General features: G+C 45.1%; 16 protein-coding genes. 6 read left to right on the top strand and 10 right to left on the bottom strand.

Annotated features, from left to right (window positions below; genetic code table 11):
* Positions 1–10: 10 nt before the first annotated feature.
* Genes AWM72_RS07855 through AWM72_RS07840 form a run of 4 tightly spaced genes read left to right on the top strand, consistent with a single transcriptional unit; the run spans position 11 to position 4,409 of the window.
* Complete coding sequence (locus AWM72_RS07855; RefSeq protein WP_067975917.1) at positions 11–592, top strand: hypothetical protein; 582 nt, start codon at positions 11–13, stop codon at positions 590–592.
* The gene (locus AWM72_RS07850) at positions 592–2,352 is read left to right on the top strand and encodes a V-type ATP synthase subunit A (RefSeq protein ID WP_067975912.1); all 1,761 of its coding nucleotides are present in this window, start codon (positions 592–594) and stop codon (positions 2,350–2,352) included. Before AWM72_RS07855 ends, AWM72_RS07850 begins: the two co-directional genes overlap by 1 nt.
* 12 nt (positions 2,353–2,364) lie before the next feature.
* Entirely contained in the window at positions 2,365–3,777 is a 1,413-nt protein-coding gene (locus tag AWM72_RS07845) for a V-type ATP synthase subunit B (protein ID WP_067975908.1), read from the top strand.
* The gene (locus AWM72_RS07840) at positions 3,777–4,409 is read left to right on the top strand and encodes a V-type ATP synthase subunit D (RefSeq protein WP_067975904.1); all 633 of its coding nucleotides are present in this window, start codon (positions 3,777–3,779) and stop codon (positions 4,407–4,409) included. Before AWM72_RS07845 ends, AWM72_RS07840 begins: the two co-directional genes overlap by 1 nt.
* A gap of 217 nt (positions 4,410–4,626) precedes the next feature.
* Here AWM72_RS07840 and AWM72_RS07835 read toward each other — a convergent pair whose 3' ends face one another.
* The 3 genes from AWM72_RS07835 to pflB all read right to left on the bottom strand — a co-directional run bounded on the left by AWM72_RS07835 (position 4,627) and on the right by pflB (position 9,131).
* Entirely contained in the window at positions 4,627–5,871 is a 1,245-nt protein-coding gene (locus tag AWM72_RS07835) for an MFS transporter (protein ID WP_067975900.1), read from the bottom strand.
* A gap of 225 nt (positions 5,872–6,096) precedes the next feature.
* Positions 6,097–6,861 (bottom strand): pyruvate formate-lyase-activating protein, encoded by a 765-nt coding sequence (gene pflA / locus AWM72_RS07830; RefSeq protein ID WP_144435184.1) that lies wholly within the window; start codon positions 6,859–6,861, stop codon positions 6,097–6,099.
* A 32-nt stretch (positions 6,862–6,893) separates the two neighbouring features.
* A complete protein-coding gene (gene pflB / locus AWM72_RS07825) occupies positions 6,894–9,131 on the bottom strand; it encodes a formate C-acetyltransferase (RefSeq protein WP_067975894.1) in 2,238 nt (745 codons plus the stop codon).
* Between the two features lie 264 nt (positions 9,132–9,395).
* Here pflB and gpmA point away from each other — a divergent pair, with 264 nt between their 5' ends.
* Positions 9,396–10,073: a 2,3-diphosphoglycerate-dependent phosphoglycerate mutase gene (gene gpmA, locus AWM72_RS07820; protein ID WP_067976620.1), complete on the top strand. Its 678-nt coding sequence runs from the start codon at positions 9,396–9,398 to the stop codon at positions 10,071–10,073.
* Between the two features lie 79 nt (positions 10,074–10,152).
* On the opposite strand, the gene AWM72_RS07815 is transcribed toward gpmA, so the two are convergent.
* The 4 genes from AWM72_RS07815 to AWM72_RS07800 form a co-directional block, all read right to left on the bottom strand.
* Positions 10,153–11,892 carry an ABC transporter ATP-binding protein gene (locus tag AWM72_RS07815; protein WP_067975890.1) on the bottom strand — a complete coding sequence of 580 codons (1,740 nt, stop codon included), beginning with the start codon at positions 11,890–11,892 and terminating at the stop codon, positions 10,153–10,155.
* Positions 11,885–13,618, bottom strand: coding sequence for an ABC transporter ATP-binding protein (locus AWM72_RS07810; RefSeq protein ID WP_067975887.1), 1,734 nt, complete (start codon positions 13,616–13,618; stop codon positions 11,885–11,887). Before AWM72_RS07810 ends, AWM72_RS07815 begins: the two co-directional genes overlap by 8 nt.
* Positions 13,619–13,945: 327 nt before the next feature.
* On the bottom strand, positions 13,946–14,680 hold the full coding sequence (locus tag AWM72_RS07805; RefSeq protein WP_067975883.1) for a YebC/PmpR family DNA-binding transcriptional regulator: 735 nt from the start codon (positions 14,678–14,680) through the stop codon (positions 13,946–13,948).
* A gap of 74 nt (positions 14,681–14,754) precedes the next feature.
* On the bottom strand, positions 14,755–15,651 hold the full coding sequence (locus AWM72_RS07800; protein ID WP_067975880.1) for a diacylglycerol/lipid kinase family protein: 897 nt from the start codon (positions 15,649–15,651) through the stop codon (positions 14,755–14,757).
* A 115-nt stretch (positions 15,652–15,766) separates the two neighbouring features.
* On the opposite strand from AWM72_RS07800, the gene AWM72_RS07795 reads away from it, so the two are divergent.
* The gene (locus AWM72_RS07795; RefSeq protein WP_067975877.1) at positions 15,767–18,271 is read left to right on the top strand and encodes a transglycosylase domain-containing protein; all 2,505 of its coding nucleotides are present in this window, start codon (positions 15,767–15,769) and stop codon (positions 18,269–18,271) included.
* 91 nt (positions 18,272–18,362) lie between these two features.
* Here the strand turns inward: AWM72_RS07795 and AWM72_RS07790 are convergent, their stop codons facing one another.
* The 3 genes from AWM72_RS07790 to AWM72_RS07780 form a co-directional block, all read right to left on the bottom strand.
* The gene (locus tag AWM72_RS07790; RefSeq protein ID WP_067975873.1) at positions 18,363–19,373 is read right to left on the bottom strand and encodes a substrate-binding domain-containing protein; all 1,011 of its coding nucleotides are present in this window, start codon (positions 19,371–19,373) and stop codon (positions 18,363–18,365) included.
* Positions 19,374–19,729: 356 nt separating this feature from the next.
* Entirely contained in the window at positions 19,730–20,293 is a 564-nt protein-coding gene (locus AWM72_RS07785) for a YtxH domain-containing protein (protein WP_067975868.1), read from the bottom strand.
* A 20-nt stretch (positions 20,294–20,313) separates the two neighbouring features.
* Complete coding sequence (locus tag AWM72_RS07780) at positions 20,314–20,823, bottom strand: DUF948 domain-containing protein (protein ID WP_067975865.1); 510 nt, start codon at positions 20,821–20,823, stop codon at positions 20,314–20,316.
* Positions 20,824–20,964: the final 141 nt, after the last annotated feature.

Below are 20,964 nucleotides of genomic sequence, written 5' to 3'. Positions count from 1 at the left end.
AGTGTCCCCTTTGGAATTAAATGAAAAAATCGACTATTTCAACCAAGAAGTTAAGCTCCAAGTCAAAGAGCATGTGGATGAACAAGTCGACCAATATCGCCAAAACTTAGAGGCTGATTTCAATGAGTTCATCCAAAAGACTGACCAAGACTTTGATGAACAATTGCAAGCCAATAAGCAAGCTGTCCATAAAGAATACAACAAAGAAATTTCCGAACTACAAATCAAGCAACAAAGAGAACTCTATTTGAGCGAGAACAAAGTAAAAGAAGCCCTCTTTAAAGAATTTGAAGCAGCCATTCAAAATTATAAGGAAAGTCCAGCCTATCTCGACCAGCTTAAAGAAGTCGTCAAGAATATCCTGGCCTTTGCCCAAGGCGAGAAATGCGATATCTATCTCGACCAATCCGACGCCAGCCTACAAGCTGAACTAAAAGAAGCGGTCCAACACGACATTACCCTATCAGACCGGGACTTCACCGGAGGCATTCGGGGGGTCATGCGGGAACGGAATATTCTCCTCGACTACTCTTTCTCGACTTTGCTTAACTTAGAAGATGAGAACTTTACAATTAAAGAGGTGATTAATTAATGGCTAGCGTGATTTATGCAATCAATGGTCCAATTGTCCGGGTCAAAGGAAAAACCAATTTTTCCATGCAAGAAATGGTTTATGTCGGTGAACAAGGCTTAATTGGTGAAGTGATCCGGATCGACCAAGCCTACACCACTATCCAAGTTTATGAAGAAACCGAGGGACTGAAACCAGGTGAAGTCATCCATGGAACAGGCATGCCAATCAAAGTGTCCCTCGGTCCAGGTATGCTCGGCAACATTTATGATGGGATCCAACGTCCGCTTAAAGAAATTGAAAAGCAGACAGGTTTCTACATTAAACGTGGGGTCCAAGTCGATGCCTTAGACCAAGATAAAGAATGGGAGGTTAGCCCCCTCGTTAAAGTGGGTGACCAAGTAAGCGGCGGAGATATCATTGCTGAAATTCCAGAAAGTCGGTCTCTAGTCCACAAAGTCATGGTCCCCTCTGGTATGATTGGTGAAGTAACTGAAGTCGTCCCAAGTGGTAGCTACCGAGTTAGCGATACCTTGGTCAAGCTGCAGACTTTCGATGGTTCTATCCAAGAAATTAAGGCCTTCCAAGAATGGCCCATCCGCCAAGCTCGGCCTGTCGCCAACCGGCTAAAAAGTTCTAAACCTCTCCTCACCGGCCAGCGTATTATAGATAGTGTCTTCCCAATTGCTAAAGGTGGGACGGCTGCTATTCCAGGCGGTTTCGGAACAGGTAAAACCACTATGCAGCACCAGATCGCTAAATTTGCGGATGCCGATGTGATTGTCTACATTGGTTGTGGCGAACGGGGTAATGAAATGACAGAAGTACTCGAAGACTTCAGTAAGTTGATCGACCCACGAACTAATGCTCCTTTGATGGAAAGAACCGTTCTGATTGCTAATACCTCGAACATGCCGGTAGCCGCTCGGGAAGCCTCTATCTACACGGGCTTAACCATTGCCGAATACTACCGGGATATGGGCTATGATGTAGCGATTATGGCCGATTCCACCTCACGCTGGGCGGAAGCCTTGCGGGAACTCTCAGGTCGTCTGGAAGAAATGCCAGCCGAAGAAGGTTTCCCTGCTTATTTAGCCAGTCGGATTGCCACCTTCTATGAAAGAGCCGGTGATATGGAAACCTTGAACAACCAAAACGGTTCCGTCTCCATCATCGGTGCTGTTTCACCTCAAGGGGGCGACTTCTCTGAACCTGTGACCCAGAACACCAAGCGCTTTGTCCGTTGTTTCTGGGGGCTCGATTCTAACCTCGCCCACTCCCGCCACTATCCCGCCATTAATTGGATGAATTCCTACAGTCAGTATGTAGATGAATTGTCCGGTTGGTATAATAAAAATGTCAGTGAAGACTTTATCAAAAACCGGGCTGAAATGATGGCCCTCTTGCACGAGGAAGACCAACTCAACGAAATCGTGAAGTTAATTGGTTCAGATATCTTACCGGACCACCAAAAACTTGTCCTACAAACTGCTAAGGTTATTCGCTTAGCTTTTCTCCAACAGTCTTCCTTCCATGAGATTGACGGGGATGTGCCTATTCAAAAACAAGCTAAGATGCTGGACGTCATCCTCTACCTCCACCACCGATCCAAACAACTGATCCAATGGGGGATGCCGATGTCCTATCTCCAACAGTCACCCATCTTTAATGAAGTCATCAATATGAAATTTAATGTAGCTAATGATAACTTGGATGCCTTTGATCATTACTATCAAAGCATCGACCAATTCTATGACCAAGCTATCGAACAAAACGGATAAGGGGGAATATAAATGCCAATAGAATATCTCGGTTTAGCGTCCATTGACGGTCCTCTTGTTGTCGTCGATGGCGTACGCGGTGCCGCTTATGGTGACATTGTGAACTTTCGCGTCAACCGCAGTGAATTAAAAAAAGGCCAAGTCATCGCTATTGAAGGCGAACGTGCTATGGTTCAAGTTTTTGATGCTACCACCTCCATGTCCTTAGACAACACGCACTCTAGTTTTAGCGGACATGGGATGGAGATTGAACTTGCACCAGAAATCCTAGGACGGGTCTTCAATGGGGTTGGGGAAGCAATCGATGGCCTTGGAGCTATCCACTCCAATATCTCTCGTGAAGTCAATGGAGCGCCCTTAAACCCTGTCTCACGGATCTATCCCCGGAACTATATTGAGACGGGCTTTTCCGCAATCGATACCCTGATGACACTCATCCGGGGACAAAAGTTACCTATCTTTTCAGGCGACGGGATGCCCCACAATGAGTTAGCTGCCCAAATTGTAAAACAAGCCAAACTTGGGGATAACAGTGATGAAGAATTTGCTATTGTCTTTGCAGCCATGGGCGTTAAGCATGATATTGCCGACTTCTTCCAAAGATCCTTCGAGGAAAGTGGCGCTCTCGACCATGTGACCATGTTTGTCAATACCGCAGACGATCCGGCCATGGAACGTCTGATCACACCACGGGTTGCCCTAACCACAGCGGAATACTTAGCTTACGACTTAGGCAAACAAGTCCTAGTCATCCTAACCGACATGACCTCCTTCTGTGAGGCTTTACGTGAGGTTTCTTCTGCCAAGCAAGAAATCCCATCACGTAAGGGCTATCCAGGCTATCTCTATTCTGAACTTGCAACCATTTATGAGCGGGCCGGCATCGTCCAAGGTCGCAAGGGGTCAGTAACCCAAATCCCTATTCTAACTATGCCCAATGACGATATCACCCACCCTATCCCTGACTTAACCGGCTATATTACGGAAGGACAAATCGTTCTGGACCGTGACCTCTACGGTAAGAATATTTTCCCTCCAATCGGTGTACTCCCCTCCCTATCGCGTTTGATGAAAGACGGAATCGGTGAAGGCTATACCCGGGAAGACCATGAAGATGTGGCCAACCAACTCTTCGCCGCTTATTCAGGCGCCGCGGAAGCGAGAAGCCTAGCCTCCGTTATTGGGGAAGAAGAACTATCCGATATTGACAAAAAATATCTGGAATTTGGTGAAAAATTCGAAGAAGAATTTGTTGGTCAAGCTGCTGATGAGACCCGGACGATCCAAGAGAGTTTAGACCTAGCTTGGGAACTCCTGCGGGCCTTCCCACGTGAAGAATTGAACCGAATGGATACTAAGATTCTAGACCGCTACTATGACTCCAGTGATCATGAGCCAGAAAGTGAAGAAAATGGTGAGGCCTAATGGATATTAATGCTGCCCCTACTCGGGGTAACTTGATGCAGGTTGAAAAATCGCTCAAACTCTCCCGCAACGGTTATAATCTGATGGACCGCAAGCGGATGATTCTCATGAACGAAATCATGACCTTATCTAAAGAAGCCAGTCAAATCCAAGAAAAATTAAAGGCCGCTTACGGCGAAGCCTACAAACAATTGAGTATTGCTACCGGTGAGATTGGCATGGTTAATGTCGAACAAGCCGCTTATGGTGTTCCTATTTCCGACGCCCTGGACATCAAGATCCGTAGCGTTATGGGGACAGAAATCCCTGAAACGCGGCTGCCTAAAGAAAAACTTGAACCTAATTATTCACTCTTTGATACAAGCATTGCTGTTGACCAAGCCCGCATTGCCTTTGAAAAGGTCAAAGAGCTCCAAGTTAAACTAGCTGAGATTGAAAACTCAGCCTATCGTTTAGCGAATAACATTCAAAAGACGCAAAAGCGGGTCAATGCCCTGCAAAATATTACCATTCCACAGCTAGAAGATGCCCAAGTTGCCATCTCCTCAGCTCTGGAAGAAAAAGAAAGGGAAGAATTTACCCGCTTGAAGGTGGTCAAAGCGATCCTAGCCAATAAGGCAGAAGAGGCCTAAACATTGACCCCAGCCTAAAATACCAAAAAGAGTGTGACAAAAGTCGATCAGGCCTGAACCACTGGAACGAACTATGTCCAATCGTTGGTAAACGATTGGACATAGTTCGTGAAGTGGATGTCAGGCCTGACTTTTGGAACACGTTTTTGAAAAATGTACGCTTTTTTAAAAGAGGCCGGAACTTTTGTCCCAGCCTCTTTTTTCTTTCGTATGTAACTTATTTGGTCATAAATTTTTGTGACCGTTGATAAGCGCCTACCCAAAGAACAGCCATCAAGATCGACAAGATGGCTAAAGTAAGCCATGAATAGTTGTAAGAACCGCTGACATCAGCGATTGTTGCTGCTAAGAGTGAGCCTGAAGTCATCCCGAGCATCAAGGCACTCTGCATGTAACCATAAGCCTTAGGATAGTCTTCAGAGCTAAAGATAGCTGAAGCCATCAGTGGCGGTAAGACCGTACCGATCGCATTCCCTAAGCCGAATAATACAGACATGATGAGAACAAAGCTGTAATTAGCCCCTAACATCATCAGGAGATAGGCCAAGGTGCAAAGAGCAGACGCATAAATCGTCGCTAGCCGTACACCAAACTTGTCGTTAACTACACCAAGGATCAGTTTGCCTAGGATACCAACACCAGAGTAGATGGAAACCATGAGAGCCATCTTTTCAGCACCGTGTAAATTTTGAACGGCCGGTGGGAATTGTCCTAAGCCCCCATTATTCGAAATACCAATAAAGGCTGTCCCAATCAGAAGCATGATAAAGAATGGTTTCTTAACAACTTCTGTCATCGGTAAATTAACCCCAGCTTGGCTGGTCGTATCTTCAGAATTTTGATCAACTTGCCCAGCTCCTAAAGCATGAAGGCCCTTGTCTTCAGGTTTCTCAACAAAGAGGAAGAGAACAATAGGCAAGCAGACAAGCAGCATGATAATAGCATAAGTCAAGTAGGACATCCGCCAACCCACTTCCTGGATCAAGAAAGTGAGTAATTGACTAAAGATAATACCACCAACACCTAAGCCAGCGAAGGATAGACTTAAGGCAGTCCCTTTTGATTTGACGAACCAATTATTAACCAGCATGGATACTGGAATAATCGTCGTGGCTGTGTACCCAAAACCAACAAAAATAGATAAGAAATAAAAAACATAAATATTTGGTGCAAAGCCATACAAACCATAAGCAATGGCATAAACGAGAATACCAATCAAATAAAAACGTTTAAAATTACCACGCTTAGCAAACATTTGAGAGACAAAGGGTGATACAAAGATCCCCATGCCTAAAACAATTGAATTCACAATTGCAAAAGCACTATTAGCAATACCAAACTCCTCAACCACATGTGGTTGGAAAAGATTAGCAACTGCGACAGAGGCTGGTCCCATACAGGCTAGGATTAAGATGGCCCCGAGGACAATCCACCAACCATAAAATAATTTACCTTTTTCCATTAAATTCCTCCCATTTCAAATTCATTACTTATTAACTATAGCAGATATTTATCAATTTGTTTGATTTTTTCAGGAAAATCTTTGATTTTAACTAATATTCTTATCATTTCAAAGCAAAAGTGTGCAAAAAGGAGCATATTAAAAGATAAAAACACCCCCAAACAAGCCTCAAGAGACTTGTTTGGGGATGTTGAGATGCTTTGACCAGGATGCTGGCCAAGCCTATTACATGGACCGGTAACCTTGGTAGTCATCGACTTTCAGGATACGTTTAGCGTTGGCTACGCGGTCTTCTGTTGGTGGCTCCACACCTTCAAGTTTATATGGAATGCCAAGTTCATGGTACTTATAAACTCCCATGGTGTGGTAAGGAAGGATTTCAACCTTTTTAACGATATCACCTAGACTCTGGATAAAGTCAGAGAGCCCCTGTAGGTCTTCGTCAAAGTCCGTCCGCGTTGGTACGAGGACATGGCGAATCCAGATAGGCTGACCTTTTTCCTGCAAGAAGCGGAAGAGGTCTAAGATATTCTCATTAGGTGCTGTCGTTAGCTTGAGGTGACGTTCAGGATTAATTTGTTTCACGTCCATCAAGATCAGGTCTGTATATTCCAAAAGTTCTTCAAACTTAGCCAACCACTCTGGCTCGCGGGTGAAAGGCCCCCCCCAAGAATCCAGAGTTGTATGAACACCATGCTTTTTGCACAATTTGAAGTATTCAATTAAGAAATCAATCTGTAATAATGGTTCTCCCCCAGAAACGGTTACGCCACCCTTTTTCCCCCAATATGGCTGATATTTGACAGCTTCTCGGAAGAGCTCTTCGGCCGTATAAGGCGTTCCCGCATTAATCTTCCAAGTATCTGGGTTATGACAGAATTGACATCTTAAGCGACAGCCCTGCATGAAGGAAACAAAGCGAATCCCAGGACCATCTACAGAACCAAAACTTTCAAGAGAGTGGACATAGCCAATTGTTTCTGTCATCATGATTCCTCATTTCATTACTTAAGTCGTCGAGCTTACATCCCTTCGTGCATGGTACGGTTAATAACTTCTAATTGTTGTTCGCGAGTCAATTTAACGAAGTTCACCGCATAACCAGATACACGGATGGTTAATTGTGGGTATTCTTCTGGGTGATCCATCGCGTCAAGCAAGGTATCACGGTCGAAGACGTTAATGTTTAAGTGGTGGCCACCTTGTTTAGAGTAACCGTCTAACATTGACACTAAGTTATCAATCTTAGTTTCTTCATCACGACCTAAAGCCTTAGGTACGATTGAGAAGGTGTTAGAAATACCGTCCATTGAGTAGGTGTATGGTAATTTAGCCACTGATGAAAGACTTGCTAAGGCACCGTGTGAGTCACGTCCGTGCATTGGGTTAGCCCCTGGTGCAAAGGCCACGCCGGCTTCACGGCCATCAGGAGTTGACCCTGTATTCTTACCATAAACGACGTTAGAAGTGATGGTTAAGATAGAAGTTGTATGGACAGAACCACGGTAAGTAGGTGTCTTACGGATCTTAGTCATGAATTTCTTCAAGAGTTTAACCGCAATTTCATCAACACGGTCATCATTGTTACCATATTTTGGATAGTCGCCTTCGATTTCGAAGTCAACAGCTACCCCATTTTCATCACGGATTGGTTTAACTTTAGCATATTTAATTGCTGAGAGTGAGTCAACCGCTACGGAGAAGCCAGCAATACCTGTTGCCATGGTCCGTTTAACATGGGAGTCATGGAGGGCCATTTCCAGGCTTTCATAGGAGTACTTATCATGCATATAGTGGATCACATTTAATGTATTCACATAGAGTTTGCAGATCCAGTCCATCATGTCATCGAATTTGTCAATCACTTCATCATAGTCTAAGTATTCACTATCGATTGGTTGGTAACGAGGTCCAACTTGTACTTTAGAAATTTCGTCTACCCCACCGTTAATAGCGTAAAGTAAAGTCTTAGCTAAGTTAGCGCGGGCACCGAAGAACTGCATTTGTTTACCAATTTCCATAGCAGACACGCAGCAGGCAATCCCATAGTCATCACCGTATTGTGGGCGCATAACTTCGTCATTTTCATATTGGATAGAGCTGGTCTTAATTGAAATTTCCGCACAGAATTCCTTGAAGCCTTGTGGTAAGTCTTTAGACCAAAGAACAGTTAAGTTTGGTTCTGGAGCAGTACCCATGTTCTTCAGGGTTTGTAGGTAACGGAAGCTGTTCTTAGTTACTAAGGAGCGTCCATCTAAGCCCATACCTGCAATCGATTCAGTTACCCAAGTTGGGTCCCCAGAGAAGAGTTCATTGTATTCAGGGGTACGTGCAAATTTAACGATACGCAATTTCATGATTAAGTGGTCGATGAGTTCTTGCGCTTCAACTTCAGTTAAAGTTCCGTTTTCAAGGTCACGTTGGATATAGATATCCAAGAAGGTAGACGTACGTCCGAATGACATTGCAGCCCCATTTTGTTGCTTAACGGCAGCTAGATAAGCTAGGTATAACCATTGGATAGCTTCGTGAGCATTTTCTGCAGGACGGCTTAAGTCAAAGCCATATGTCTTACCAAGTTCTTTTAATTCAATTAAAGCACGGTATTGGTCAGATAACTCTTCACGGTGTTGGATAACGTCTTGTGACATATCCATGCCATCACCATCGTTGAATTCTTGTAATTTTTCATCCATTAAGAAGTCAATACCGTATAGGGCAACACGACGGTAGTCACCGATAATCCGACCACGACCATAAGCATCTGGTAAACCAGTGATGATCTTGTTGTGACGAGCTTTACGCATTTCAGGTGTGTAAGCATCGAATACCCCTTGGTTGTGGGTCTTACGCCAATCGCGGAAGATATGAGAAATTTCAGAGTCAACTTCATAGCCATAAGATTTAGCAGCTTGTTCACTCATCCGAATACCACCGAATGGTTGTAAGGAGCGTTTGAATGGTTCATCAGTTTGAACCCCAACGATTTTTTCTTTATCTTTATCGAGGTAACCTGCATCATGAGAGGTGATAGTTGATACAATCTTTGTATCCATATCAAGAACGCCACCATTTTCTCGTTCTTGTTTGGTTAAGTCCATCACTTGATCCCATAATTCAGTAGTATTTTCAGTTGGCCCTTCTAGGAATGAAGAGTCACCCGTATATTCTGTATAGTTATTTTGGATAAAATCGCGAACATTAACTTCTTCCTGCCATTTTTTACCAGTGAAGCCTTTCCATGCTTTAGTCGTATCCATTATAAATTCATCTCCTTTTGTAATTAATTTCACAATATAACAGATCTGTCTCTAATTATAACAGCTTACCAAACAGATTGCTACACTTTTCACGTGGAAAATTATTAAAATTTAATAATATTTTATGGAAGCGCTTTTAATTTAAGGATATTAGCAAAAGGATTTGCCCCTAATCTTCAAATAGCGTAAAATATAGGTTAGCAAAGCAAATTTGCTTTGGTGAATAATAATGCTTGTTCATTAATTATTTTTAGGAGGAATTTTATAATGAAATTAGTTTTCATCCGTCACGGCGAAAGTGAATTAAACTTAGCCAATGTTTTCACAGGTTGGTTAGACCCTCGCCTCTCAGAAAAAGGGGTTAAAGAAGCTCAAAAAGCTGGTCAAGACCTTAAAGAAGCTGGCATTGAATTCGACACGGTGCATACTTCCATGTTATCACGTGCCATCCAAACGACTTATAATGTCTTAGACCAAATGGACCGTCTCTACTTACCCGTCAACAAAAACTGGCGCTTAAACGAACGTCATTATGGAGGCCTACAAGGCTTAAATAAAGCTGAAACCGCTGAAAAATATGGGGATGAACAAGTCCACATCTGGCGTCGTTCTTTCGATGTTCGCCCACCATTAGCTGAAGAAGGCATCGATGATCCACGCTATGCTGACTTAGACCAAAACCGTCTGCTTGCTGGCGAATGCTTAAAAGATACCCTAGCGCGTACCCTACCTTACTGGGAAGACCACATTGCTCCTGAATTAAAACAAGGCAAAAATGTTTTAGTTGTGGCACACGGCAATAGCCTCCGTTCCATCACTAAATACCTAGAAAACATCTCTGACGAAGATATTCCTTCAGTAGAAATCGCAACTGGTGAACCTATCGTTTACGATTTAGACGAAGACCTTAATGTTGTTAACAAAACTATCTTAGAAAAATAATCAGTAAGCTTTTAGAAGCTATAACAAAAGCCAGGTCAATCACTTCCTATAAGTTGATTGACCTGGCTTTTTATCTGTTCTATTCTTTACTGAAATGGCTAAACTGACTATTATAGAGCTGATAATAGAAGCCTTGGCGGGCGAGCAAATCCTCATGCTTGCCTTGTTCAACGATTTGCCCCTGGTCAAGGACGAGGATCACGTCAGCATTCTGAATGGTGGATAGGCGGTGGGCGACGACAAAACTTGTCCGCCCTTGCATCATCTGGTCAAAGGCTTCTTGAACCAAGGCTTCCGTTAAGCTGTCGATGGAACTCGTTGCTTCATCAAGTATAAGCATTTTAAAGTTCGTCAGCAGGATGCGGGCAATACAGATTAATTGCTGCTGGCCAGAAGATAGGTTGGCTCCAGCAACCTGGACGGGACTGTCATAGCCCTGGTCCATCTGCTCGACAAGGGGGTGGAGGCAGGCTTTTTTACTTGCAGCAATCACTTCTTCATAAGTCGCGTCAGGCTTGCCGTAAGCAATATTGTCGTAGATGGTCCCTTCAAATAGCCAGGAATCTTGGAGGACCATGCCGAAGAGCTGTCTCAGATAATTCTTGTCCAGCTGACGGCTATCCACCCCATCAATTAGGATACGCCCACTATCAAGCTCATAGAAACGCATCAAGAGATTAATCAAGGTCGACTTACCTGCTCCGGTCGGTCCGACAATCGCAACTGTTTGCCCCGCTTGAACTTCTAAGGAGAAGTCTTCAATCAATGGCTGGTCTTTCTGATAAGAAAAAGCGACTTGGTCAAAGCTAAGTTGCCCTTTAAAACTAGGGATCTGAGCAACTTGGTAAGAATTGCCGGCCTCTTCTTCTCCCAGCAAGTCAAAAATTCGCTCATTAGCAGCGAGGGCTGTCTGCATCTCATTCACCACAGCGGATATATCATTAAAAGGCTTACTGTATTGGTTGGCATAGGCGAGAAAACTAGAAAAAATCCCCACCGATAGTTGACCGGAAACAACTGCAAAAGCACCGTAGAGACCGACTGCCCCATAAACTAAACTATTGACCACCCGGGCTGAGGGATTGACGAGGGCACCGTAGAATTGGGACCAAATACCGGATTCGTGGAGCTCTTGGTTGAGCTGGCTAAAGTCTTCTTCCGCCTGGTCTTCATACTGAAAGCTCTTGACGAGCAGCTGGTTAGCTGCGAGCTCCTCTGTATAAGCATGGAGCTGGCCGCGCAAAGCTAACTGGGTCTGGAAAAAGCGATAGGTGCGGTTGGCGATAAAACTGGACACTGCAATCGACAAAGGCGTCAGAACAATGACAATTAAAGCTGTGCGTACATGGATAGATAGCATCATGACTAGCACCCCTATAATCATAGCGATACCAGAGAAAAAGTTGGTAAAACTTTGGACCAGACCACTTCCCACCAAATCGACATCGTTGATCGCCCGGCTGACTAAGTCACCATGGGCATGCTGGTCGATAAAATGCAAGGGCAATTTTTGCAGCTTTTTAAAAAGATCGATCCGCAAACGGCCCATGAGTCGGTAGCTCAGCTGGTTAATCAGCCGGTTCTGCCCCCACATAAAAAAGGCGGCGAGACCGGCACTGACCAAGAGATAAGCCAGCTGCCGGTATAAGCCAGCAAAGTGGACTTGCCCCCTGCCGACGACCTGGTTGACCGCTTCACCGATTTGAATCGGAATCAAAATTTGACAGGCAACGGATAAGCTAGCCAAAATTAGGATAAAGACTAAACTTAAGCTCTCCTTCCTTAAATAAGATAGAAGTGCACGTAAAGACCTAAGCAAGGGACTCGCCTCCTTCTACTAATTTTTGTGACTTGGCCATGGCATAATAGCTAGGACTCTGAGCAAGTAGCTCATCATGCTTGCCAACCGCTTCGACTTGGCCATAGTTTAAAACAATAATTTGGTCAGCTTCAAGCACTGAGGCTAAGCGTTGGGAAACCAATAAGACGCTAGCTGATTTTTGGGCAAGGGTCGAACGAATCCGAGCCTCGGTGGCAAAATCAAGAGCGCTCAGAGCGTCATCTAAAATAAGAAGACCGGCCTCCTTGACCAGGGCACGAGCGATTGTCAAGCGCTGGCGTTGGCCCCCTGAGAAATTTTTCCCGCCCTGACTCACTGGGGCATCCAAGCCCCCATCAAGCTGGCTGACAAAGTGAGCGGCCTGGGCGTCTTCCAGGGCCCGCCAAAGCTCTTCATCTGTTGCATCTGCCTTGCCCAAAAGCAAGTTAGAACGAATCGTCCCGGTCAAGAGGCTGGCACGCTGGGGAACCAGGCTGATCATTTGTCTAAGCTCAGTAAGGGCCATCTCTTGGGTATCCTGTCCATTCAAAAAAATCTGACCGCTTGACGGCTCATAAAAACGCTCAAGCAAATGAATCAAAGTGCTTTTCCCTGCCGCCGTAGGACCTACAATGGCATAAAAGCCACCAGGTGCTAAGTTTAGATCAATATTTTTAAGTACAGCTTTTTGGCCGTAAGCAAAGCTTAGCTGGTCGATCTTAATAGCAAGTGCTGGTTCTTCTGGGTGTACGGGTGGGTATTGACTGGGCACAGGATCTACAATACTTGGCTCAAGAGCTAGCAATTCATCCACGCGTTGGATCCCAGCTACCCCGCGACTGATCATTACAAGCACTTGGACCAAGACATTAAGGGCTAGAAGGATGGTATTCATATAATTGACAAGGGCAATCACTTCGCCTTGTTGGAAGGCCCCTCGGTTCACTAGCCCCCCGCCAAAATACAGAATAAGAGCAATCAATAAATTAACCACAAAGAGGCTAGCAGGATTGGCCAGCGACTGGACCCGGGCCAGGGCAGCCTGCTGGTCCCTCCAGTCTTGGTTAGCCTCTTCGAAGCGCTGGACTTCACGCTTCTGACTGGCGAAAGACCGGATGTCTCGCATCCCTGATAAATTTTCAGCAAAGAGTTGCCCCAAATAGTCTAAGGCTTTTTGGATACCGGCCAAGATGCGGTTAGAAGCCAAGGTAATTAGGGAAAGAATCGTTCCCAAAACCAAGCCGCCCAAAATAAAGATAGGAGCAAGCTGGGGACTAACAATAAAGGACATGACCATGGCACCGACCAATAGGACCGGACAGCGTGAAGCCAGGCGGATGGCCATGGCAATACAGACCTGGATATTGTGGGTGTCATTAATCATCCGATTGGCAATCGAACTTGCCCCTAAACTTTGACTCTGCTGCAGGTCCAAGCGGTTAAGCTGGTCAAACAAAAGAGACCGCAACTTGGTTCCCGTGGATTGGGAGACTAAGGAAGCGAACCATTGGCAGACTAAGGCCAAGAGATAGCCACACAGAGGCAAAATAAACAAGAAAATCCCCCGGCTCTTAATATAGTCCAAATTTCCTGTATGAATCCCGTAATTAATAATATGAGCCATTAAAAACGGCACCAATAATTCTAAGATGGCTTCAAGGCTCTTAAAAATAAAACCCGTCAGCGCCCGCCACTTATTTTCTTTAAGCACATCAATGACACGCATAGCCAGGCGACTCTCCCTTCATTCGTTAAAGATTAGTTCTAGAATAGCAAATTTACAAGACCTGCTCAAGTTTGGTCCTAAAGAAAGAGAGTGTGACAAAAGTCGATCAGGCCTGAACCAGCTAACGCATACTATATCTGTAACTCGCTACGCTTCGAACAGCTATAGCAACTGTCCACAAACTATGGGAAATCGTTGGTAAACGATTGGACATAGGTCGTGAAGTGGATGTCATGCCTGACTTTTGGAACACGTTTTTGAAAAATGTTTGCTTTTAAAAAGAGGCTGGAACTTTTGTCCCAGCCTCTTTGTTCACATATTTTTGACTTAGTCTTCAGGTAATTCTGTCGTGTAATAAACGTTTTGCACGTCATCATCATCTTCAAGCTTGTCGATCAGATTTTCAAAAGTTTCTGCCTTGTCAGCTGGTAAATCAATCAGTGTCTTAGGGACCATGGTTAATTCGGCACTGGCAAGTTCGTAACCGTCTTCTTTCAAAGCATCACGCACATCACCAAAGTCTTCCGCTTGACTATAAATTTCGAAAACTTCGTCCGAAACTTGGAGGTCCTCAGCGCCTGCTTCTAAGGCTTCCATCAGCATGGTATCTTCATCAACATCTAAGCCTTCACGTTCAATGGCAATATAACCCTTACGGTCAAACATAAAAGCAACAGAGCCTGATTCTCCCAAACTGCCCCCATTCTTGTTGAAGATGGTCCGCACATTGCTCAGGGTACGGTTAGTATTGTCTGTTAAAGTTTCGACATAAACGGCAATCCCATTAGGACCATAGCCTTCATAAGTCACTTCATCGTAATCTTCACCACTATTTTGATTACTACCTTTATCAATGGCACGCTCAATATTAGATTTTGGCATGTTGGCGGACTTAGCTTTATCCATCACCATCCGCAAGGCGGGGTTGGAGTTCGGCTCCGGTCCACCTTGTTTAACTGCCATATAGATTTCCCGTGATAATTTTTGGAAAACCTTGGCACGTTTGGCGTCTTCCGCGCCCTTTGTGTTTTTAATTTTACTCCATTTATTATGTCCTGACACAAAAGCCCCTTCTTTCCTAAAGTAATTTTCAAATTAACGTATCAATAATAGCAAATTTTAGGGCTTTACGCAACTTAAGTTCTTAAGTCAGGCACGAACAGCTCGAGCTGGCCTGCTAGGACCTCAACTTGAACAGGCAGCTTGGGCCCGGCATCTCCGTCGACATTGGAAGTCATTGGCCGATCTAGGGCCTTTAATTGGATATGCTTAGCCCGTCTGTACTGGACAAACTTAGAAGCAGAAATATCCCCTTGAAGAGCACTCTGAAGGAGCTCAGGAACAAATTCAATACTGTGCCGGTTCTTGAGAAAGAGTAGGTGGGCCCAGCCATCATCAATCCGAGCGCGCTCAACCATATGTTCGATCCCGCCTACTGAGTTCGTTAAGCAGATCAAGATAAGTTCAGTCTCAACGATATGGTGGTCGCCATCCGTGATGATCTCATAAGTCTGGGCATTGGATTGGAAGAAGGCTTGAACGCCGTCTGCCACATAGGCCAACTTACCTAGGCGCTTCTTGGCTTCTGCCTTGGTTTCTTTAACGGCTTCAGGAATCTGTCCCACAGCAACAACATTCATAAAGTATTGGTCATTAATCCGCCCCAGATCGACAGAGCAAGTTCGTAGGCGGGAAAGCTGCCTGAGCGCCTCCTTGGGTTGTTGGGAAATTTTCAAAACCCGACCAATATCATTCACCGTTCCTAGAGGCATATAGCCCAAGGGTCGATCAAAGTGATAAGGGGCCAGTGCATTCACCGCCTCATTAAGGGTGCCATCACCCCCTGCCACAAAAATAGCATCCACCTGGTCGTGGTAGTGGCCAATAATGCGCGCCATATCACCCACTCCTCGGGTAAAAACCAAATGAGTATGCGCAAAACTTTTGGCCAAAGTCCAGTCTAATTCGGGAGCGACTGCACGTCCCAAGCCGTTACCAGCGACAGGATTGATAATGAGTAAACAGTTTTCCATGGGCCGTCCTCCTTTAGGCTTATTATACTAGAAATCTTAAGTTATAGCCTAGCTAAAGCCCCTCTTCTTGCCGTCTTTTGTTATAATAAAGAAAATCAGTCCACGGAGGTGACTTATGCCAAATTCTTCTCAAAATAAAATTCTTTCTTTTCTTAGTCATTTGAGCCGTCTGCTCGCTCTAACTGGCCAAGCTCTTAAAGCCTGCCTGGCCTTATTTTGTGCCTTTGCTGCCCTCATCCTAGGCCTGGGACTAGGTTACCTGCTTGGTCTGACGGAAGATGCCCCCATTCCGAGCCGGCAAGAGATGGCCCAGGCCATGGTGAATACAGAAGAACCCTCACAATTACTTAGCCAGGACGGCCAGGTCATTGCCCAGGTCCAGCCAGATATTCGACGCGAGAATATTCCCCTCGACCAGGTTAACCCCCTCATTGTTAATGGCCTAGTGGCAACCGAGGATGAACATTTCTTCGACCACCCTGGCTTCGTACCTAGCGCGATCATCCGAGCAGCGGCTTCTTATCTCTTTGGTATCGGCAACCCCTCAGGCGGATCAACCCTCAGCCAGCAGTTAATCAAGCAAACGCTGTTGACTAATGAGGTCAGTTTGGCCCGTAAGGCAAAGGAACTACTGCTCGCCATCCGTTTGGAAAAGTTTTTCACTAAAGAACAAATCCTTGAAGCCTATCTCAACTTCTCTTCCTTCGGCCGGAATGCGAGAGGAGAGAATGTTGCAGGTATTGAGGCTGCTAGCCAGGGGCTTTTTGGAAAAAAAGCAGCTGACGTGAACATCCCCCAAGCTGCCTTTCTCGTCGGGCTAGCACAGAATCCCTACAGCTACACCCCCTACCAGCAAAATGGCAAATTTAAGCCCGAAGAACAAATGAAACTAGGCATTGACCGGATGACGGAAGTCCTGGAGCGGATGCGGATTGAAGAAGTCATTTCAGAGGAAGAATTTCAAGCCGCTAAGACTTATGATATCCGCCAAGACTTTATCCCAAGCGAAGAAAAAGCCCCTGAAAGTCAGGACCCCAACAGCTTCCTCTTCCAAGCCCTCAAGCGCGAGAGCTTGTTCATCCTCACCCAGAGTCTAGCTGAAGCCCGAGGAGAGGATTGGGAAGCTGTCAAAAAGCAACCTGAACGCTTGGCCAATTATTATGATGAAGCTGAGCAAGCTTTTAAAAATCGCGGTCTTGAGATTCAAAGCACGGTTCAATTGGACCTCCACCAGACCTTGGAGGCTAAACTCCAGCAAAATGCAGGCCGATTGGGAAGCCCCCGCCAAGGCGATATCGTCCAGAATGGGGCGGTCCTCATCGATAATCATACAGGGGCGATCTTAGCCTTTACGGCAGGGGTTGACTACAGCAAACAGCAAACGGACCATGCTTTCTCCACACGTCGGTCGCCAGGTTCGACCATCAAGCCCCTACTTACTTATGGGCCCGCCCTCCAAGAGGGATTGATTAGTCCCGCAACGCGTCTTGCTGATAACTATATCCGGACCCAAGAGGAAGATGGCTCTTACTATGAGCCGAGTAACTATGGCCAGACCATCTCTAACCAAATTGTCACTGCCCGACAAGCCCTAGCCCAGTCCCTCAATAACCCAACCGTCCACCTCTACCAAACACTAGTCCAAGAAGGAGCTGACCTCAAATCCTATATGGACAACCTGGGCTTGGGACAAGCCATTGGCGACCATGAATACCAGAACCTGGCACTCAGCTTAGGTGGCACGCAAACTGGACCAACAGTTGCCGAAATGGCTGCTGCCTACGCCGCCATTGCCAATGGTGGGATCTACCACAAGCCTCACCTCATCCAAAGTATCCGCGACCGGCATGGCAAGCTTTACTACCAAGCCCAGTCAGAAAATAAGCGGGCCTTTAACTCAGATGTGGCCTATATACTGGCTGATATGCTGAAGTCGGTTAAAATAGAAGGCCTCTGGCAAGACCACCAGGAAGCCTTACCGGCAGACTTAGACTGGCTAGTTAAAACAGGCACCTCCGAAGGCTATATTGATAGCTGGGTTGTTGGTAGCACTCCTGCAGTCAGCCTCGCCTCCTGGATCGGCTACGACAATCCAAGCATCCAACAGAGTCTCGACCAGGCGGATGATAACCAAGCTTTTGGCCGTCCCTCAGACCGCCATGCCAAGTACTGGCTGTCAGCTATGAATACCCTCTATGCTAATAACGCTCAGCTTCTTGGCGCTGGTCAGCACTTTGACCGACCGGATAGTGTCCGTGAATTCTCTATCGTAGAGAAAACCGGTCAAGCCGCTGGAGACTTCCCTGGTCCCTACCAAAGCCGCTATCATATCCCAGCTGAAGAGGCAAAGAAAACAGAGCTCTTCCCCCAAAATATGCCCCTGCCTAATGCTAGCTTTAACTATGCCATCGGGGCTGAGCTGGATGAGCTAGCCTTTGAGCTAGAAGACTACCGGATTAAAGATTCAGATGCGACTAACCAGCGCTTTCGTTCCATCCTCCAAAGCTACCGGCGACGCTTGGAGAGAGCTTTTAATCGACCATTCAATGCCATTAAAGGCATTAAAGAAAAGGAAGACCAAGCCTCAAGCGACCGGTCTAATGCAAGTGAAGCCGCCTAATTAAGTCCATAAATAAAGCCCTCAAGCTTTTCCTGAGAAAGCTTTGAGGGCTTTTTTATTCTGCATGACTAAGAAATAAAGCTAGTTTTAGCTATTTGGTAGAATCGCGAACGATAATCTTATAAGGCAGAATGTTTTTGTTTTCAATTACTTCTTCTTCAACTGACTTATCACCCATTAACTTGGTTAGTATTCGCATGGCAACTGCTCCAATATCATAAAGTGGAGGCGCAATGGTTGTAAGTTGGGGGCGGACAATTTCTGTGATGATAGAGTTATTGGATGAGACAATCGAAATATCTTCTGGCACCTTGAGTCCCTTGTCTTGAACATAGTTGCTGACTCCAGCTGCTAATTCATCCCCAATAATCATAGCAGCTTGAGCCTTGGAATCGATCAGCTCTTGGCCAACCTCTTCAGCTGCCCGGTAGCGGGAGTTTTCAGCCGTTAAGCACAAGGCCGAATCCAAGTCCTTGTTGTGGCTAGCCAAGGCCTTCTTATAGCCATTAAAGCGGCCGAGTTCATCATCGACTTGATACTCAGGAGCGGAGATAAAGGCTACATCCTCAATCCCCTGGTCGAAGAGGCGAGAAACAGCCTCTGCTACAGCTGATTCATAATCAATATGGACAGAAGGCATTTTGCCTTCAGGATCAATCATGCCAGCCAAAACAATCGGTGTCCGAGTCCGTTCAACTTCATGGCGGATCTTATCAGTCATCGTGTGGCCTAAATAAACCAAGCCATCCACTTGGCGGGATAGGATATCCGTTACCACTTTTTCTTCCCGGCCTTGGTCAGCATTGGCCATGATGATACTATAGTCATACATAGCGGCGATATCGTCAATACCTAACGCAAAGCTTGAAAAATACAGGTTCGTAATATCGGGAATAATAACCCCAACCGTGGTGGTCCGCCGGCTTGCTAGTCCCCTTGCCACAGCATTTGGACGGTAGTCTAATTTTTCAATGACCTTCATAACTTTCTCACGTGTGGATGGTTTGACATTGGTATTGCCATTAACCACACGCGATACCGTTGCCATGGAGACTTCTGCTTCACGAGCAACATCATAGATTGTTACAGTTTGTTTGTTCATGCTTTCCCTCCTCGATTTTTCCACATGTAGTCACAGTAAGTATAAGCAAGTCTTCAAAGAAATGCAAGCGTTTACTATAAGATTCTTATAAGCTTTCATCTCTTTTTCAAATGAGTTATAGCGTTTTCACTAAAATAAGCACAAGTACTATTTTGACACTAAGTGCGGATAAATACAATACATAATTTCTTAAAATTTGAATTTTTTTACATTTATTAATGAAAATTTTACATAATGAGCGTGTGACAAAAATCGATCAGGACTGACTTTTGGAACACGTTTTTAAAAAGTTTGTTTTTTTAAAAAAAGAAGCTGGAACTTTTGTCCCAGCCTCCTTTTTCTCATTTTTTCTTGATTTAAGCTTTAGCCTTAGCTTCAGCTTGGTCTTTAGCATCTTTGGCTTCTTCTTTTGCGACATCCTTAGCTGCTTTAGCATCAGCTTCGGCTTGGTCTTTAGCTGCCTTGCCTTCTGCCTTGACTTCTTCACCGGCTGCTTTCGCTTCATCCTTGATTTCTTTACCAGCAGCTTTTGCTGCTTCCTTACCCTCTTCTGCGCTTTCTTTAACAGAATCAGATGCTTCGTTGTAAGCCTCGGCGATATCGTGCTTAGCAGCTTGGTACTGTTGATTAACTTCTTCGCCTGTTTCAGCTAATTGCGACTTAATGTTGCTTGCAGATTCTTTTAAGTTAATGCGGATATCATCAGCAGCAACATAAGCGGTATCATAGATTGCAGCCCCTTTTTCTAAGGCTAAATCTTTGTAATCGCGGGCTGTATCGCGAGCTTGACGAGCTTGTTCGTTGATATCTTGGCGTAATTCTTCACCAGACTTAGGTGCAAATAGTAAGGCTGTCACTGCTGCTGCAGTCCCTCCCACGAAGGCGCCTAATAAGAATGATCCTAAATTATTTTTACTCATGATAATAACTCCTTTAACTCTTAAAATGCTTTACTTTCTGATGCTTCTTTTACCTTACGTATATAGCGCTTTTGCTTGAGCCGCTTAGCGGTCTGACCGAGTTTTTCAACAGCGCCTGACTTTTCTTTAGCTGTCCCTGCAGAAAGTTGGCTATTAATTTGGCTAGCCGACTTATCCTGAGCTTTTTGGTCTTTTTGTCGGATGCTGACTACCAGATCCCGAGTTGCATCATTGACGTCAGAAACTGATACGCCGAGGTCACCGATTGCCTTAAATAGTGGATCCACGGTGCTCACCTTACCATTGACATCATCCATCAGCACATTAGTCTTATTCAAAAGTCCCTGTGCTTCAATAGATAAGTCATCGACATCACGCCGCAAAACAGCCAAGGTATCATTAACTTCTTCAACTGTCTGACTCACATTCTTAATGGTCGTTGTAAGTTCTCTCACTAAAAGAACCAAAAAAACAACCAAGACTGCAAAAGCTATGGCAGCAATTAAGGCTGCAGCTCCGCCCCATGTCATCTTGCACATCACCCCTTATATTATCGGGTAAGCTCTTCAGATTTATAGTCATTGCTTCCCATTTTCATAGGATAATCATACCATTTTTCTTTAGAGAATACAAAAAATAAATCTTTTTTCCTTTAGCAAAAGCGGCAAGCC

The organism is Aerococcus sanguinicola (genome assembly GCF_001543145.1).
GTDB lineage: Bacteria > Bacillota > Bacilli > Lactobacillales > Aerococcaceae > Aerococcus > Aerococcus sanguinicola.
Note: the sequence above shows the minus strand (reverse complement) of the source record. Positions and strands in the feature narration are given on the sequence as shown.

Excerpts from the sequence above, each read along its gene's own strand:
- AWM72_RS07850 (WP_067975912.1), top strand. The coding sequence starts at position 592 with ATGGCTAGCGTGATTTATGCAATCAATGGTCCAATTGTCCGGGTCAAA.
- AWM72_RS07845 (WP_067975908.1), top strand. The coding sequence starts at position 2,365 with ATGCCAATAGAATATCTCGGTTTAGCGTCCATTGACGGTCCTCTTGTT.
- AWM72_RS07840 (WP_067975904.1), top strand. The coding sequence starts at position 3,777 with ATGGATATTAATGCTGCCCCTACTCGGGGTAACTTGATGCAGGTTGAA.
- AWM72_RS07835 (WP_067975900.1), bottom strand. The coding sequence starts at position 5,871 with ATGGAAAAAGGTAAATTATTTTATGGTTGGTGGATTGTCCTCGGGGCC.
- pflA (WP_144435184.1), bottom strand. The coding sequence starts at position 6,861 with ATGATGACAGAAACAATTGGCTATGTCCACTCTCTTGAAAGTTTTGGT.
- pflB (WP_067975894.1), bottom strand. The coding sequence starts at position 9,131 with ATGGATACGACTAAAGCATGGAAAGGCTTCACTGGTAAAAAATGGCAG.
- AWM72_RS07810 (WP_067975887.1), bottom strand. The coding sequence starts at position 13,618 with ATGCGTGTCATTGATGTGCTTAAAGAAAATAAGTGGCGGGCGCTGACG.
- AWM72_RS07800 (WP_067975880.1), bottom strand. The coding sequence starts at position 15,651 with ATGGAAAACTGTTTACTCATTATCAATCCTGTCGCTGGTAACGGCTTG.
- AWM72_RS07795 (WP_067975877.1), top strand. The coding sequence starts at position 15,767 with ATGCCAAATTCTTCTCAAAATAAAATTCTTTCTTTTCTTAGTCATTTG.
- AWM72_RS07790 (WP_067975873.1), bottom strand. The coding sequence starts at position 19,373 with ATGAACAAACAAACTGTAACAATCTATGATGTTGCTCGTGAAGCAGAA.
- AWM72_RS07785 (WP_067975868.1), bottom strand. The coding sequence starts at position 20,293 with ATGAGTAAAAATAATTTAGGATCATTCTTATTAGGCGCCTTCGTGGGA.
- AWM72_RS07780 (WP_067975865.1), bottom strand. The coding sequence starts at position 20,823 with ATGACATGGGGCGGAGCTGCAGCCTTAATTGCTGCCATAGCTTTTGCA.